Source organism: Pseudomonas nunensis (assembly GCF_024296925.1).
Classification (GTDB): Bacteria; Pseudomonadota; Gammaproteobacteria; order Pseudomonadales; family Pseudomonadaceae; genus Aquipseudomonas; species Aquipseudomonas nunensis.
The window spans coordinates 7,084,673-7,100,173 of sequence record NZ_CP101125.1 but is presented as its reverse complement, the minus strand read 5'-3'; the positions used below and the strand labels follow the sequence as shown (position 1 = coordinate 7,100,173).

General features: G+C 54.8%; 12 protein-coding genes. 10 read left to right on the top strand and 2 right to left on the bottom strand.

Features of this window, described 5'->3' with window-relative positions; all coding sequences use genetic code 11:
• Positions 1 to 134 precede the first annotated feature (134 nt).
• The 8 genes from NK667_RS31430 (at position 135) to NK667_RS31395 (ending at position 8,128) form a co-directional block, all read left to right on the top strand.
• Positions 135 to 1,529 carry an ethanolamine ammonia-lyase subunit EutB gene (locus NK667_RS31430; RefSeq protein ID WP_054616734.1) on the top strand — a complete coding sequence of 465 codons (1,395 nt, stop codon included), beginning with the start codon at positions 135 to 137 and terminating at the stop codon, positions 1,527 to 1,529.
• 8 nt (positions 1,530 to 1,537) lie between these two features.
• Positions 1,538 to 2,362: an ethanolamine ammonia-lyase subunit EutC gene (gene eutC / locus NK667_RS31425; protein WP_054616735.1), complete on the top strand. Its 825-nt coding sequence runs from the start codon at positions 1,538 to 1,540 to the stop codon at positions 2,360 to 2,362.
• Positions 2,363 to 2,475: 113 nt separating this feature from the next.
• Complete coding sequence (locus tag NK667_RS31420) at positions 2,476 to 2,937, top strand: GNAT family N-acetyltransferase (protein WP_034148104.1); 462 nt, start codon at positions 2,476 to 2,478, stop codon at positions 2,935 to 2,937.
• 373 nt (positions 2,938 to 3,310) lie between these two features.
• A complete protein-coding gene (locus tag NK667_RS31415; RefSeq protein WP_054616736.1) occupies positions 3,311 to 3,967 on the top strand; it encodes a DedA family protein in 657 nt (218 codons plus the stop codon).
• 6 nt (positions 3,968 to 3,973) lie between these two features.
• Positions 3,974 to 4,786, top strand: coding sequence for a M90 family metallopeptidase (locus NK667_RS31410; RefSeq protein WP_054616737.1), 813 nt, complete (start codon positions 3,974 to 3,976; stop codon positions 4,784 to 4,786).
• 113 nt (positions 4,787 to 4,899) lie between these two features.
• Positions 4,900 to 5,427: an inorganic diphosphatase gene (gene ppa / locus NK667_RS31405; RefSeq protein ID WP_054052377.1), complete on the top strand. Its 528-nt coding sequence runs from the start codon at positions 4,900 to 4,902 to the stop codon at positions 5,425 to 5,427.
• Positions 5,428 to 5,655: 228 nt separating this feature from the next.
• Positions 5,656 to 6,393: a S24 family peptidase gene (locus NK667_RS31400; RefSeq protein WP_054616738.1), complete on the top strand. Its 738-nt coding sequence runs from the start codon at positions 5,656 to 5,658 to the stop codon at positions 6,391 to 6,393.
• A gap of 529 nt (positions 6,394 to 6,922) precedes the next feature.
• Positions 6,923 to 8,128: a tyrosine-type recombinase/integrase gene (locus tag NK667_RS31395; protein WP_054616739.1), complete on the top strand. Its 1,206-nt coding sequence runs from the start codon at positions 6,923 to 6,925 to the stop codon at positions 8,126 to 8,128.
• A gap of 526 nt (positions 8,129 to 8,654) precedes the next feature.
• On the opposite strand, the gene NK667_RS31390 is transcribed toward NK667_RS31395, so the two are convergent.
• Both NK667_RS31390 and NK667_RS31385 read right to left on the bottom strand, forming a co-directional pair.
• Positions 8,655 to 9,803 (bottom strand): beta family protein, encoded by a 1,149-nt coding sequence (locus NK667_RS31390; protein WP_054616740.1) that lies wholly within the window; start codon positions 9,801 to 9,803, stop codon positions 8,655 to 8,657.
• The gene (locus tag NK667_RS31385) at positions 9,800 to 11,029 is read right to left on the bottom strand and encodes an ImmA/IrrE family metallo-endopeptidase (protein WP_054616741.1); all 1,230 of its coding nucleotides are present in this window, start codon (positions 11,027 to 11,029) and stop codon (positions 9,800 to 9,802) included. The genes NK667_RS31390 and NK667_RS31385 overlap by 4 nt, the downstream gene beginning before the upstream one ends.
• Positions 11,030 to 11,608: 579 nt before the next feature.
• Here NK667_RS31385 and NK667_RS31380 point away from each other — a divergent pair.
• Together NK667_RS31380 and NK667_RS31375 are read left to right on the top strand one after the other, a co-directional pair.
• Entirely contained in the window at positions 11,609 to 13,387 is a 1,779-nt protein-coding gene (locus tag NK667_RS31380; RefSeq protein ID WP_054617220.1) for an ATP-dependent nuclease, read from the top strand.
• Positions 13,380 to 15,161, top strand: coding sequence for an ATP-dependent helicase (locus NK667_RS31375; RefSeq protein WP_054616743.1), 1,782 nt, complete (start codon positions 13,380 to 13,382; stop codon positions 15,159 to 15,161). Before NK667_RS31380 ends, NK667_RS31375 begins: the two co-directional genes overlap by 8 nt.
• The last annotated feature ends 340 nt before the right edge of the window (positions 15,162 to 15,501 follow it).

The window sequence follows — 15,501 nt, the reverse complement described above, 5'->3', positions numbered from 1 at the left end:
CGGGCTTGCTCGCGAAGGCGGACTGACATGCACCATTGATGTCGACTGATACACCGCTTTCGCGAGCAAGCCCGCTCCCACAGGGTTTCGGGGGTGTTTTTGAGTGATTTACAGCATCAGGAGAACTCCGTCCCATGGCCGCATTTGCCCATTCCGTCGGCGCCCAGACCTACCGCTTCGAGAGCCTCAAGGAAGTCATGGCCAAGGCCAGCCCGGCGCGTTCCGGGGATTTCCTGGCCGGTGTCGCCGCGCTCAACGATGGCGAGCGCGTGGCTGCGCAAATGGCGTTGGCCGACATTCCGTTGACTCACTTCCTACAGGAAGTACTGATTCCCTACGAGTCCGATGAAGTCACCCGGCTGATCATCGACACGCACGACAAACAAGCCTTCGCGGTGGTCAGCCATCTCACCGTTGGCGGTTTTCGCGACTGGCTGCTCAGCGACGCCGCCGACGAACAGAGCCTGCGCGCCCTCGCCCCCGGCCTGACCCCGGAAATGGCCGCCGCCGTGTCGAAGATCATGCGCGTGCAGGACTTGGTGCTGGTCGCGCAGAAGATCCGCGTGATCACGCAGTTTCGCGGCACCATGGGTTTGCGCGGCCGCTTATCCACACGCCTGCAACCCAACCACCCGACCGACGAACCCGCCGGCATCGCCGCGAGCATTCTCGACGGCCTGCTGTACGGCAACGGCGACGCAATGATCGGCATCAACCCCGCCACCGACAGCATCGCCTCGATCTGCGCCATGCTGGAAATGCTCGACGCGATCATCCAGCGCTACGAAATTCCTACACAAGCGTGCGTTTTAACCCACGTCACAACGTCTATCGAAGCGGTCAATCGCGGGGTTCCGCTGGACCTGGTGTTCCAGTCGATCGCCGGTACCGAAGCGGCCAACGCCAGTTTCGGCATCAACCTGAACGTGCTGCAGGAAGGCTATGACGCTGGTTTGAGCCTGAATCGCGGCACCCTCGGCCAGAACCTGATGTATTTCGAAACCGGCCAGGGCAGCGCCCTGTCGGCCAACGCCCACCACGGCATCGATCAACAGACCTGCGAGACACGGGCCTACGCGGTGGCGCGACATTTCAAACCGTTCCTGGTGAACACCGTCGTAGGATTTATCGGTCCGGAATACCTCTACAACGGCAAACAGATCATCCGCGCCGGCCTCGAAGACCACTTCTGCGGCAAGTTGCTGGGCGTGCCGATGGGTTGCGACATTTGCTACACCAACCACGCCGAAGCCGACCAGGACGACATGGACACCTTGCTGACCCTGTTGGGTGTGGCCGGGATCAACTTCATCATGGGCATCCCCGGCTCCGACGACATCATGCTCAACTACCAGACCACCTCGTTCCACGACGCCCTCTACGCCCGGCAAACCCTGGGTTTGAAGCCGGCGCCGGAGTTCGAACAGTGGCTGGCGAAGATGGGGATTTTCACCCAGGCGGACGGCAAGATTCACTTTGGTAACAACCTGCCGCCGGCCTTCCGCCAGGCTTTGGCGCAACTGGGATGAGTGTTGATATGGATAAACCACCCGTTGATCCACAGAACCCGTGGCTGGAACTGCGGCGCCTGACCCCGGCGCGGATTGCCCTGGGCCGCACCGGCACCAGCCTGCCCACCAGCGCGCAACTGGATTTCCAGTACGCCCACGCCCAGGCTCGGGACGCAGTGCATTTGCCGTTCGACCATGCCGGGCTCAGCGCGCAACTGGCCGAGCGCGGGCGCGAGAGTTTGCTGCTGCACAGCGCCGCGACGGACCGGAACAGTTATTTGCAGCGCCCGGATCTGGGACGCAAGTTGAGCGATGAGTCGGCGCAGACCCTGCGTGATTACGCCTCGACCCATCCCGGCGGCGTGGATTTGGTGATTGTGGTCGCCGATGGTTTGTCGGCATTGGCCGTTCATCGGCATACCCTGCCGTTTTTGACTCGCATGGAGGAACAGTCGGCGGCGGATGGTTGGTCTTTGGCCCCGGTGATATTGGTCGAACAGGGTCGCGTGGCCGTGGCCGACGAGATCGGCGAACTGTTGGGCGCGAAAATGGTGGTGATCCTGATTGGTGAACGCCCGGGTCTCAGCTCTCCTGATAGTCTGGGTTTATATTTCACCTACAATCCCAAGATTGGTCTCACGGATGCCTATCGCAACTGCATCTCCAACGTCCGGCTCGAAGGTCTCAGCTACGGGATGGCAGCGCACCGCTTGCTGTACCTGATGCGCGAAGCCTGTCGGCGGCAGTTGTCGGGGGTCAATCTGAAGGACGAAGCCCAGGTTCAGACATTGGAGTCGGAAACTGGAGCGGACATGAAAGGAAATTTCCTACTCAGTCCGCCGGATGCCTGAACCGTTTCCGCATTGCGTTTACGACTCGGTTTCAGGCAGGATCGACGCACGGCCGCCAGGGGTTTCCCATCGCCGTCACGCACGTATGACAGCCACTTGAAGCGAGACCTACCATGCGGATTATTCAAGCGACCCTCGAACACCTGGACCTGCTGACCCCGTTGTTCGTCAAATATCGCGAGTTTTATGGCTCCCTGCCGTATCCGGACTCGTCCCGGGCGTTCCTCGAAAAACGCCTGCGTCGCAAGGAATCGGTGATCTACCTGGCACTGTCCGATGACGACAACAACAAACTGATGGGTTTCTGTCAGCTGTACCCGAGCTTTTCATCGCTGTCGCTCAAACGTGTGTGGATCCTCAACGACATCTACGTCGCCGAAGACGCCCGCCGCCAACTGGTCGCCGACAATCTGATCCGCACCGCGAAGAAAATGGCCAAGGAAACCAACGCCGTGCGCATGCGTGTGTCCACCAGCAGCAATAACGAAGTGGCGCAGAAGACTTACGAGTCGATCGGGTTCAAGGAAGACACCGAATTCAAGAACTACGTGTTGCCGATTAGCGACGAGTTATAACAATTTCGCGATGTGGCGAGCGCGTGTAGCGGGTGGCTTTTGTGGCGAGGGGGCTTGCCCCCGTTCGGCTGCGAAGCAGTCGTAAAACCAGGCAACACGGTGTAACTGCATGAATTGCTGGGGCCGCTTCGCGACCCAACGGGGGCAAGCCCCCTCGCCACAGCAAGCTCCCTCGCCACAGGGATTTGTGTACAGCCTGTCGGACGCTGATTACCCGCGACATCCCCCGCTACAAACTCCACGCGCTTTTCACTTTTCACCCCGTATAATCCCGAGCTTCCCGGCTTGTAAGAAAAACTACATCCGCTTGTAGGCTTACATGAAGTCATACGCACAGGTCTGCTGAGTCGGACCGTCACCACAGGTGCCCCCCATGGATTTCAACCCGATCGACCTTGTCCTGCATCTCGATGTGTACCTCGACATGCTGGTAAACAACTACGGGCCATGGATCTACGCCATCCTGTTTCTGGTGATCTTCTGCGAAACCGGCCTGGTGGTGATGCCATTCCTGCCGGGCGATTCTCTGCTTTTCATCGCCGGTGCCGTTGCGGCCGGTGGCGGCATGGACCCGGTGCTGCTGGGCGGCTTGCTGATGCTGGCGGCGATCCTCGGAGACAGCACCAACTACGTGATCGGACGAACGACGGGCGAGAAGCTCTTCAGCAACCCGAACTCGAAAATCTTCCGCCGCGACTACCTGCAACAAACCCACGATTTCTACGACAAGCACGGCGGCAAAACCGTGACCATGGCGCGCTTCCTGCCGATCATCCGCACGTTTGCACCGTTCGTCGCCGGCATCGCCCGGATGCCGTACCCGCGTTTCTTCTTCTTTAGCGTGCTCGGCACGATCCTGTGGGTCGGTGGCCTGGTAACCCTCGGTTACTTCTTCGGCAACGTACCGTTCATCAAGAAAAACCTGTCGCTGTTGGTAGTGGGCATCATCCTGCTGTCGCTGGTACCGATGATCATCGGCGTCGTGCGCAGCCGCTTCGGCGGTTCGAGCTCCAAAGCCGAAACCCGCTGAGCGCCCATGTGGTCCCTGAGCGCCTGGCGTCGCCGGCGCATCCTGGCCAGGCATCCGATTGCCGATGACATGTGGCAGCGGGTGCGCCATCACTTGAGCTTCCTGGACGGCATCAGCGCCGCTGAAGACCAGTGGCTGCGTGAAGCCAGCGTGTTGTTTCTGGAAGACAAACACCTGACCGCCCTGCCCGGCGTCGAACTCCACCAGGAGCAACGCCTGCTGCTCGCCGCCCAGGCGCAATTGCCGCTGATGAACCTCGGCGATTTGAACTGGTATCAAGGCTTCCACGAGATCGTCCTCTACCCCGACGACTTCCTCAGCCCCCAGCGCCATCGCGATGCCAGCGGCGTCGAGCACGAATGGGACGGCGAACACAGCGGCGAAGCCTGGCAACAAGGCCCGATCATCCTCGCCTGGCCCGGCGTCATGGCCAGCGGCGGCTGGGAAGGCTACAACCTGGTGATCCACGAACTGGCGCACAAGCTCGACATGCTCAATGGCGACGCCAACGGCCTGCCGCCGCTGCATCCGGACATGCGCGTCAGCGACTGGGCCAGGGTCATGCAACACGCCTACGATGACCTCAACCGCCATCTGGACCGCAACCCCGACGCCGAAACCGCCATCGACCCCTACGCCGCCGAGAACCCGGCCGAATTCTTTGCCGTCACCAGCGAATACTTCTTCAGCGCTCCGGATTTGCTGCACGCGGCTTATCCACAGGTCTACGAGCAGCTAAAGCTGTTTTATCGGCAAGATCCATTGTCCCGGCTGCGGCAACTTCAGGCGTCTAGCCCTGTCTATCAGGGACACGACTAAGGTCTACACGACCCAAGGCGCATGGCATCGGCGGCGGAATATGCCTATAATCGCCGCCACTTTTTGGTCAATCCGGCCAAGTGTTTTTGGTCAACTAACGGGGGCACCGCCCAATGAGCTACAGCAAGATTCCGGCTGGCAAAGACCTGCCGAACGACATCTACGTCGCGATCGAGATCCCGGCCAACCACGCGCCGATCAAGTACGAAATCGACAAAGACAGCGATTGCCTGTTCGTTGACCGTTTCATGGCCACCCCGATGTTCTACCCGGCCAACTACGGTTTCATCCCGAACACCCTGGCTGACGACGGTGATCCCCTCGACGTGCTGGTCGTAACCCCTTACCCGGTTGCTCCAGGTTCGGTTATCCGCGCCCGTCCAATCGGCATCCTGCACATGACCGACGACGGCGGCGGCGATGCCAAAGTCATCGCAGTCCCACACGACAAGCTGTCCCAGCTGTACGTCGACGTGAAGGAATGCAGCGACCTGCCACAACTGCTGATCCAGCAGATCGAGCACTTCTTCGCAAACTACAAAGACCTCGAAAAAGGCAAATGGGTGAAGATCGAAGGTTGGGGCGACTCCGAAGCCGCTCGCACCGAGATCATGAAGTCGGTTGCTGCTTACAAGGGCTAAAGCCAGCTTCAAGCTGCAAGCTTTAAGCTTCAAGAAAACCCCGGTTGATCCGGGGTTTTTTATGGACGCTGATAATGGGCTTTAAACGTTGCGTTTAACGATTTTGGCGCTCGGTTTTTTCTTGTTTAAAACTGGCGTAAGACGTCTTACATCCGGTCTTAAAATTCCCGCGCAATTTGAACAGTTCGTTTATTCAAAGCCCTGCCCCGCGCCCGTAAACTCGCGTTCATGAAAAAGAACACTAGCGGTCCACGGTTCAAAGCGCTGCTCAAAGCAGCGAACATTACGACAACAGGATTTGCCGAATTCCTGGATACGTCGCCGCAAAACGTCCACAACTGGTACACCCGTGGCGTGCCCGCTCACTGCATGGAAGAAGTCGCGCGAAAACTCTCCGTCCACAGCACCTGGCTGAAAGCCGCCGAAGGCCCGAAAGATCTGTGTCTGTTCGACGAAACCGGCAACACCTACAACACCCAGGCCATCCGCGGCGTCTATACCGTCATCGAACCCAACGACGTCGAACTGCCCTTCTACAAAGAAACACCCATCGCCCCAGGCTCCAGCAAAACCCACGTCATCGAAGACATCAGCCAACCCATCCGCCTGCCACGCGGCCACCTCGACTCCCTGGAAATCAACCACAAAGACGCTATCTGCGCCTACATGGTCGGCAACAGCATGGCCGAGAAGATTGCAGACGGCTCCACCATCGCCATCGATCGCGGCCTGACCCAGATTGTTGACGGGGAGATTTATGCGATCGAGCATGACGGCATGCTGCGCATCAAATACCTGCACCGTATGCCGGGGAATGGGTTGCGATTGCGCAGCCACAACAGCGCGGAATATCCGGATGAAGTGTTCAGGGCTGCGCAGATTGAGGAGCAGAACATTCGGGTGTTGGGGTGGGTGTTCTGGTGCTCGACGCTGAACAAGCGACGGCCGCCGGTGCCGTTCTTGTGAGGCACGCCCCTGTAGCAGCTGGCGAAGCCTGCGTTCGGCTGCGCAGTCGCAAACCATAATTTGCGGTACCCAAGGAAGACCGCGATTGCCGGATTTACGACTGCTACGCAGCCGAACGCAGCCTTCGGCAGCTGCTACACATCTGCGCAATCGCTCTACCCGGCACTTCCTACTGGGAATTCCCCAAAAAAATCAGTATGCTGCGCCCCACATTTGCGCATCACCCCGCCCCGCGGCTCTGATCGCACTGGCAAGGCAGATGATTTTCTCGCCAAGTCCCACAGCCGGACGCAAGATCCGGGTGTACGTTTTGAAGGCTGGCGCGGTTTACCAAAAATGAACCAAGCCAGTCCCCGAGAAGCCGGCCACAAGCCGGCTTTTTTATTGCCTATAGAAATCCACTAAGATCCACAAACCCTACTAATATCAGGGCTCAAGACGTATTATCTGTCTCAGGAGATCCACGGACATCCTGTAAAATCCGTCGCCAAAGTGTGGGTCAAAGTGTGGGTCAGATGCGGGGTTCAGCGTGGGTAAGCTAACGAGCAAGACAGTGGAGTCACTGGCCAAAACCTCAACGCCTGGAAAAACCAACGACGGCGATGGCCTCTATTTCCAGATATCAAAAGGCGGTGCCGCGAGCTGGATTTTTCGCTACAAGCTGGACGGCCGAAGTCGGGAAATGGGACTTGGCCCCTTCCCTACAGTGACCCTCAGTGCAGCCCGCCAATTTGCAGCGGACCAACGCAAAGTCCTCAATACAGGCGCTGACCCGTTGGCTGCCCGTGACGCACAGAGAGAGGCGAAGCGTGAAGCAGAGCGCGAGGCCACTGCGCGTCGCATCACCTTCGAAGACCTTGCAATTCAACACCAGCATGCACATGGGGCTGGTTGGTCAGACAAGTGGCGCAAAGGGTGGCTACGTAAGCTTGAGCTCTATGCATTCCCAATCATCGGCAAGTTATCGGCTGACGCCATCCAGACCGATCACGTTGTGAACGTCCTGCGCCCTATATGGGCGACCAAAACGCGCACAGCCGATGAAGTGCGTGGCCAGATCGAACAAGTGCTGGATGCAGCCAAGAGTCGCCGCTTGCGAGAGGGTGATAATCCTGCTCGTTGGCGCGGCCATCTGGATAATCTTCTTAGCAAAGCGGAAAAGAAAAAAGCCCGGCAACGTCAGCATTTTCCAGCCATGCACTGGCAGGACTTACCTGCGCTGATGGTCAAACTAGCAGCAATCCCCAAAAGAGATGCCATAGCCGCCCGCCTACTCATTTTGACTGGCGCTAGATCCCACATGGTGCGGTTTGCTCAATGGTCTGAATTTGATTTTGACAAAGAAACATGGACGCTCCCAGGGGAGCGAATGAAGATGAAGAAGCAGTTCAGCGTTCCACTGCCCGCTGAAGCGATAGAAATGCTGAAAGGTATAGCCCGCGGTGACTCCTCTTATGTGTTCCCCGGCCAAGGAAAAAGCGGTGTCATTCACGCCAATGCAGTGCGTACTCTGCTGCATAAATTGGGTCATACCGACATTACGCGTCATGGATTTCGTTCTACTTTTCGCGACTGGGCAAACGACTGCACTCAATACCCGCGAGACCTATGTGAACTGGCGCTTGCTCATGATGAGAGGGATCAGACTGAAGCAGCGTACTCTCGTTCAGATTTTTTGGAGAAGCGGAGAACGCTGATGGCCGAATGGGCTAGATTTTGCTTGGCCGCAAACTAGGCGAATCCTTCATAATCGGTCGCGGTACGGACGACGGGTACCCGTTCTAAGGGCTAGGGGCTTGAGGAGGCGCAAAAAGCCGCCCAGATTGCCATGCTGAATTGTCTGGCGGCGCTTAGCTCTACGTGCGATAGCGGCCTTAGTCGCATTACTCATATCGTTCGGCTATGCGGCCTTGTTCGCTCGACCGAATACTTTACGCGTCATACATCAGTGGTGGATGCAGCGTCCTATGTTCTATATACCGCGTTCCCTGGTCTAACCCTGCCAGCTCGAACCGCGGTTGGCGTTAACAGCCTTCCAGATTGTGGGTGGATCGAGATTGAGATGGATGTCATCACCAGAGCAACGTAATCCTTGGGTGGAATCTAGTTCTCCCGGACACCAAACGCTGGTAAAAGCTCCACCGCAACCGTCGACAGGGGCGCTTGGCTCACGCCACCGCCCTAAGACAAACTCGTCAAGACGTGTCTAGGTGGGGCCGCCTCTCTCTTGGGTCGAAAGCAAACAGGAATTTCTCTTCCACTCAGACTTTGATAGGTTGCCTGGCAGCTTTAGCGGCTACCAACTCTCTATACTCAATGACCTCACGTACTACCGAATGAATGTGGTGATTTGTATCTATTGCTATCCAATCTGAAGAGTTTCCTGAAAACGCTCCTTCGCTGCACCGAAGAATTTCTTTGTCTCCCCAGCTGAATTTTTCGCCGGCCCAAGATCCAGACTTAATGACTAAACGCGCGAGTTCCTGATGCTGGGCGCCTTTCAAACCTTCGGTTAAAGGATACCCTCGAGCAATGAATATTTCCTTTTCAATTGTATAACGAATTTTTCCGTTAGCATTTGAAGCCCCACCTGTTTCTTTTGCATTAGGACCACGTATACCGTAATCACTAAACCCTAGTAATTCAAGACCTGGCTGCACTATTAACGTCCGCCACGCCCCCATTTCCTTCCTAACAACAAGCCCAGTGCTATTCTGCTTTTTGATCGATTGCGATATAAAAGCCGGGAGTGAACACCCCGCCAATCTAAATATTTTAAACCCAGCTTTCTTTAAAATATCAATCGCCCTTTCCGACTTGGATACCAAATCAGGCATTGTGTGCTTTTCGTTAGATATGTCCCCAAAATCTATCATGACCATAACAAGGGCAGGATCAAAATCTAAAGTGTCCGATATATCAGCCAGCCTCTCCAGAAAAAACTCTTCCTCGGACAATTCCTCTACCGTATCAGAGTCCATTACGAGACGCAGAGCAAAATTACAGTCACCAGTGACTCGTGCTCCACGAAGCGCATTAGCGTAAACTGGATCATCCCATCTGACATAATCAACTACCAGATCGGCACTAACACGAAACGAAGCTAATTGATTCCGTAAAAATGGAATTACGTGCTCGCCGCCCTCAGTTTGAGCATTAGTTGCCCACTTCGGCATGTCGAGAAATATCTTTCGACTTTTCCATACCGTTGAAATTTCCGCTGCGACGCCACTCAAATAGGATTCAACCGGTGGGAAAAGCTGACCATTGAGCTTCTCAAGTTTTTCGTCATTTATTGGGGATATGTCAAACCAGGGTATTATTTGCTCAACAGCAACGTCCTTTAAATGCATAAGCGCTGCAAGCTCTCCGGCTTTAGCCTTGAGAATTGGAACATAAACGGCTGTCATAGCTCACCATAGGGATGATTACCAATTAGACTTCTAACTTCTCCACGCCCTAGCAAATCAGAGAAAATTTGATAGTTTTCTTTTTCGCGCTGAATTCTCCCTGCGATTATGGCAGGATGTACTTTCAATTCTCTAGACAACTTGTCTATATTTTCTTTATTAGGATCTAGATGAGCGCCTGAACGCTTCCAAGCCACTCTCGGTATGCATGCTTCTCTAGCGATGCGATTAGCTTCAGCCTCTCTCCTATCCTCAGAAGATGCATCTAAATCGTCAAGAAAAGCCTCTTCAGCTCCTATATGCTTCCATATATGAGCAACTTCATGAAGCAACGTAAACCAAAAATTATCCAGTCGATCATAGCGAAGTGTTAATCCGATGATCGGTGTACCGTCTACATCCTTTAACGCGGCACCATCTAGCATAGTACCTTTCAAATGTGGCTCGACAATTACCGCTATACCATGCTTATTAAGAAATTCGATAGCAAGCAGTGGGCCGTTTTCAAACCAACTAAGCTGGGCCAACTCTCGTAAAAATGAGCTTGATAGCTTGCTTTGATCGAACTCACCTAACATCTCACGATTTTCTCTAGCGCGCTGAATCACCCTTAACAGCCATACATACAACGAGTACTTAGTCGTAGGCGAATATGCATCACCCAATGGAGTTCGCCTAAATGCAGCCTCGCCGAACTGCCACCCTATAAGCGATACAAACTCCCGCAGTGTCTCTTCAGTAGTTTTTGCCGCCTTACCTACCGCTTTATTGATCCACCCCCGGGCCACCATTTCTTTGATTGGAAACCGAGACCAATCCACTTCCTCTTTAGATTGTGTCTCGTCCGCATGAGTTATCCCGAGCAAAGTCTCAGCAGAGATTCCCAACCCAACAGAAAGGGCTTTGATCATTGGAACCGTAAGCGGACGCTTACGCCCTAGAACCTCTGACACCCTGCTTCTGGTGCCAAAATACGGGATTAGATCAGCCTGTTTGAGGCTTCTCTCATGCATCCTGAACAGAATTGCATCTATAGGGTCCGGGGCATCAATAGGGTGTTTTTTACTCTCATAATCCTCAATCAGAAGAATCAGAACTTCTAGCCGATTACTTTCTAAAGAACCAGGATTCGGCATCATTGACATTAGTCTGTCGACTTCGGCCAAATAAGACTGGTGCTGCTCCTCGGTTTTTATGACCTTAGTGTCCGTCAATTTCTTCTGCACCTAATATTGCGATTATGCGAGCGATTTTTTGAGGAAACACTATTCTCACTTCTAGCCAACACTTCGCTAAACCTACTTCAAAAATATAAATCCCGGCGTACCGTTCTCTTACCGAGGGAAACTGATCTATCAGATCTGCTTTGTGCGTCCAGATTGCGTGCTCAAGCTCAGCAACCCAAGCACTGACCCACGTATCGGTCTCTGGGGTCCGCCCTTTCAAACCACCGAGAATGTCCTTACCAACCAAATGCATAAAAATGTTCCCAATTTGGGATCAATATAAATCCCTTTCGAGCAGGCGTCAACCATACAAATTCCCAAAATGGGAACACCGCGAGAATGCTCATAGTAGCGTTTTATCATCACTCCTCACAAGCTGTGACGTAGAGGGTGGTAGGACGCCGTAGACGAATGGACAAGGGGTCGCACGGTCCTGTCAACTCTCGGCTCAACAGGCTGCATCCAGTTCGCACTAATACGCTTCGTCTACTAAAGTGGCAGGCTACTGGCGAATTTCCGATTTCGGGCCTGTCGCTCGTACAAGCTGACAGACAAGATCCGCATGAGAGAGGGAACGGCGTGCGCTTAGCAAATTTGAGTATTCGAAACTTTCGCAATTTTGAAATGGTAAATATTCCGCTAGCCGGCAATGTCGTGCTGCTAGGTGAAAACCGGGTCGGCAAAAGCAATCTACTCTTCGCCATCCGGCTAGTTTTTGACCCAACCCTTTCGGATTCTGCGCGGCAGTTGAAGCTTTCAGATTTCTGGGATGGTTGCGACCTGACGCAGAACCCACAAATTGAAGTGCATCTCGATTTTGCCGACTTTGAAAGTGACGATGGGTTGCTCGCTTTGCTAACCGACTTTCGCACCGCTGGCAATCCGAAGGTCGCGAGACTGAGCTATGTATTCCGTAAGAAGCCAGAGGTCGGCGGAGCGCCACAATCGGGCGAGGATTGCGAGTTTATCACCTACGGCGGCGGCGACGAGTCCCGCCCGATATCGAGCCGGGTGCGCCGTAGGATTGCCCTCGATATGCTCGATGCCTTGCGTGATGCCGAAGGACAACTCGCGTCTTGGCGCTACTCTCCACTTAGGCCGCTGCTCGAAGATGCAGTCGCTTCGGTGAGTCGGAGCGATCTGGAAGGCGTCGCTGCTGACCTCGAGGCTGCAAATAAGAAGATGGAAGATTTCCCCTCGGTAAAACTACTCGAGGAGTCGTTGCGCTCTGGCATTTTAAATCTAGCTGGCAGTACGCATGACATTGGCGCGAGGTTACGATTTGGGCCGACCGATCCGCTCCGACTGTTTCGCTCGATCGCGATGTATATAGACGAAGGAAAGCGTGGCATCGCAGAAGCAAGTTTGGGCTCTGCAAACGTAGCGCTAATCGCGTTAAAGCTGGCCGAGTTTGCCTGGCGGCGGGCAAAGAACGAGCGAAATTATTCGCTGCTTTGCATTGAGGAACCAGAGGCTCATCTTCACCCGCAACTCCAGCGAACGGTCTTCGACAAGCTTTTTCAAAATACAGACCCCGCCCAAGCGCTGATTGTGACTAGCCACTCCCCGACCCTCGCTGCAGTTACACCGCTGCGATCAATCGTGACCTTACGATCGGTTAGAGGGGCGTCCCGAGCCTACTCGCTTGCCGCGTTGCCAGTGAATACTGATGAGATCGACGACATAGAACGATATTTGACCGCCTCGCGATCCGAATTACTTTTCGCCCGGGGAGTCATCTTTGTAGAGGGCGATGCCGAGGAAGCGCTGCTACCTGGCTTCGCCGACGCACTGGGCAAAAACCTTGACCGACTCGGAATCACTATCTGCAATGTCGCGGGCACCAACTTTGCCCCATACGTAAAGCTCGCTGGCAGCCTTGGCTTGCCGTTTGCGGTTGTCACCGACTGGGACCCACTCGATGGTACCAAGCCACCGCTTGGCAAGGCTCGGACGCTCGGGATCTGGGATGCCTTTTGCGCTGTTTCCGGAACTACTCCTTTGACACCTGAAAATCGCGCAACGTGGGAGGCAACCGACTTTACCGAATTCAGCAAGGGTTGGGAGCCTGCAGGCATCTTCCTGAACAACCAGACCTTCGAGGTCGCCGTGGCGAACACGCCTAGCCTAATCGGGGCGCTGCTCGACATCCTCGCCGAACAAGGTTTTGGCTCCGTACGCACCGCGCGCATAACAGCTTGGCGCGCCGGCACACCCGTCGATCCGGACCAGTTACTCGCCATGATCTCTGATATTGGAAAAGGTCGTCTCAGCGGAAAACTAGCGAGGAGGCTGCCCGGGCTAACTCCACCCGCCTATATCGCTTCGGCTATCCAGTTTGTGGCGTCTCGTGTCTAACCATCTCGCGCTTATACGAGCGCTAGCAGATCTTCAAGGTAATCCAGAGCAATACAATGCCGCATGCGAACACGGCCATTGTGTCGTCCTTGCCGGTCCCGGCAGTGGTAAGACTAAAACCCTGACCACTGCGATGGCGCGCACACTGATAGAAGATGTCATCGATCCGCGCGGCGTTGCTTGCATCACTTACAACAACGAATGCGCGATTGAGCTTGAGATGCGACTCGCGAAGTTGGGCATCAAGAGTAGTGATCGGAGTTTTATTGGCACCGTCCACAGCTTTGCGCTTACGCAAGTCATTGGTCCCTATGCCCGTTGCATTGTAGGCCTACTTCCTGATGATTTTCGCGTCGCGACGCGCAGTGAAAGTCGCGACGCAATCGAGATCGCCTATGAAAAAGTCTTCAACGATGCGGGGAACCCACACGACCGCTGGCGCTTTGCTGAAGAGAAGCGCCGCCGCGATGTCGATCGTAACTTACCGTCCTGGAGGGGGAGCAACCACGAGTTAGCTGACTTCATCGAAGCTTATGAGGATGAGCTACGTCATAGTGGGCTCATTGACTTCGACGATATGCCGCTAATCGCTTTCCGCATGATCAAGGATCATCCCTGGATCCGAAACGCGCTGCGAGCCCGTTTCCCAGTTTTGTTCGTTGACGAGTACCAGGATCTGGGTCAGGCACTTCACGAGCTGGTCTTGCTGCTCTGCTTTGAAGGCGGCCTCCGTCTGTTCGCGGTCGGAGACGCGGATCAGTCCATCTACGGTTTCACGGGTGCCAATCCCGAACTGCTGCAAAGACTAACCAAACGAGATGATGTCAGAACAATTCGTCTGCGCTTCAACTACCGCTCCGGGGGAAAGATCATCCGAGCATCCTTGGGCGCACTTGGTGAGGAGCGCGACTATCGCGGTGTGGAAGGTGCTTCCGAGGGCGAGCTGACTTTCTGGCCGGTAGAGGGTGGCCATGAGCTACAGGCGCAGCATATCGCGAAGACTGTGCTGCCAGCTCTGCTCAGTCGAGGCCTACGGTCTGAACAGATTGCCATCCTCTATCGCGCGGCTTGGCTCGGCGATAAGGTGGTCGATTCGCTAGAACGTTCCAACATTACTTATATACGAACAGACAGCAATGCGCTGGTTAAACGCAGTTCACGCCTTGCTCGCTTCATTGAGGCTTGCGCTGGCTGGGTAACTGGCGGATGGCAAGTCGCAGATCCACCCTATGAACGCCTGGTTGGTCAAGCAATCGGCCTTGTCTATGGTGGGCGAGTTACAGAGTTCGAAGAACAAGCACTGTCTCAACAGTTGATGGCATTCCTACGCGGTAGCATTGACTCAAGCGAGACAACTCATGTTTGGTTACAGCGTTTTCAGCAAGAATTGATCACTCCTTGGCAATCAATCAGCCGCAATGCTCATCAAGAATGGGAGGTTTGCCTCGAGATGATAAAGCGGACTGACCCAAGGGATAACAATGACATGCTGCTCACGATACTCTCTGGCCGAATAGACGGTACTGGTCGCGTTACCTTAAGCACCCTACACAGTGCTAAAGGGCGAGAGTTCGATGCTGTAATTTTGTTCGGTATTAATAGTGACGACATACCTAACTGGAGAGACAAAAAGAGCCCGCTGGCCCTTCGCGAGGCGCGACGTCTTTTTTACGTTGGGGTGACGCGGCCACGAAAGGAGTTATGTCTCGTCTACCAAAAAAATCATCATTCGCCCTGGATCGCTGAGTTGTACCAGCGTAGCCAGCAGCCTTAGCGTGATATGCCCTGCATAACGTATAACGGCAGCCTGGAAAGACGCTGAGATTTCGCGCAGGGCGAACTACGTGTTTCGACAAATCTCGGAAAAGTGGCTATGCGTAGTGGACAACTCCTATGGGACGACGCTACTAGATAGCGTCGTCGAATCGTAGGACATCAGAACGGGTGGAGCCTCCCCCTGTAAGTAGGCTCCATCACCCAAAAACGAAAGGTAGCAGTTTAACTATCACCAAGGTGTGTCCGCCAGATGCTTACAAAGCACGGCTGAAACAGACGACGCTACGCATTTCTGCAGTGCTATCGATTTCGAATCTTCAGGGCCGCCGAGTGCCCCG

Coding starts and splice junctions, on each gene's coding strand:
- eutC (WP_054616735.1), top strand. CDS start 1,538: ATGGATAAACCACCCGTTGATCCACAGAACCCGTGGCTGGAACTGCGG.
- NK667_RS31390 (WP_054616740.1), bottom strand. CDS start 9,803: ATGACAGCCGTTTATGTTCCAATTCTCAAGGCTAAAGCCGGAGAGCTT.
- NK667_RS31410 (WP_054616737.1), top strand. CDS start 3,974: ATGTGGTCCCTGAGCGCCTGGCGTCGCCGGCGCATCCTGGCCAGGCAT.
- ppa (WP_054052377.1), top strand. CDS start 4,900: ATGAGCTACAGCAAGATTCCGGCTGGCAAAGACCTGCCGAACGACATC.
- NK667_RS31420 (WP_034148104.1), top strand. CDS start 2,476: ATGCGGATTATTCAAGCGACCCTCGAACACCTGGACCTGCTGACCCCG.
- NK667_RS31415 (WP_054616736.1), top strand. CDS start 3,311: ATGGATTTCAACCCGATCGACCTTGTCCTGCATCTCGATGTGTACCTC.
- NK667_RS31400 (WP_054616738.1), top strand. CDS start 5,656: ATGAAAAAGAACACTAGCGGTCCACGGTTCAAAGCGCTGCTCAAAGCA.
- NK667_RS31430 (WP_054616734.1), top strand. CDS start 135: ATGGCCGCATTTGCCCATTCCGTCGGCGCCCAGACCTACCGCTTCGAG.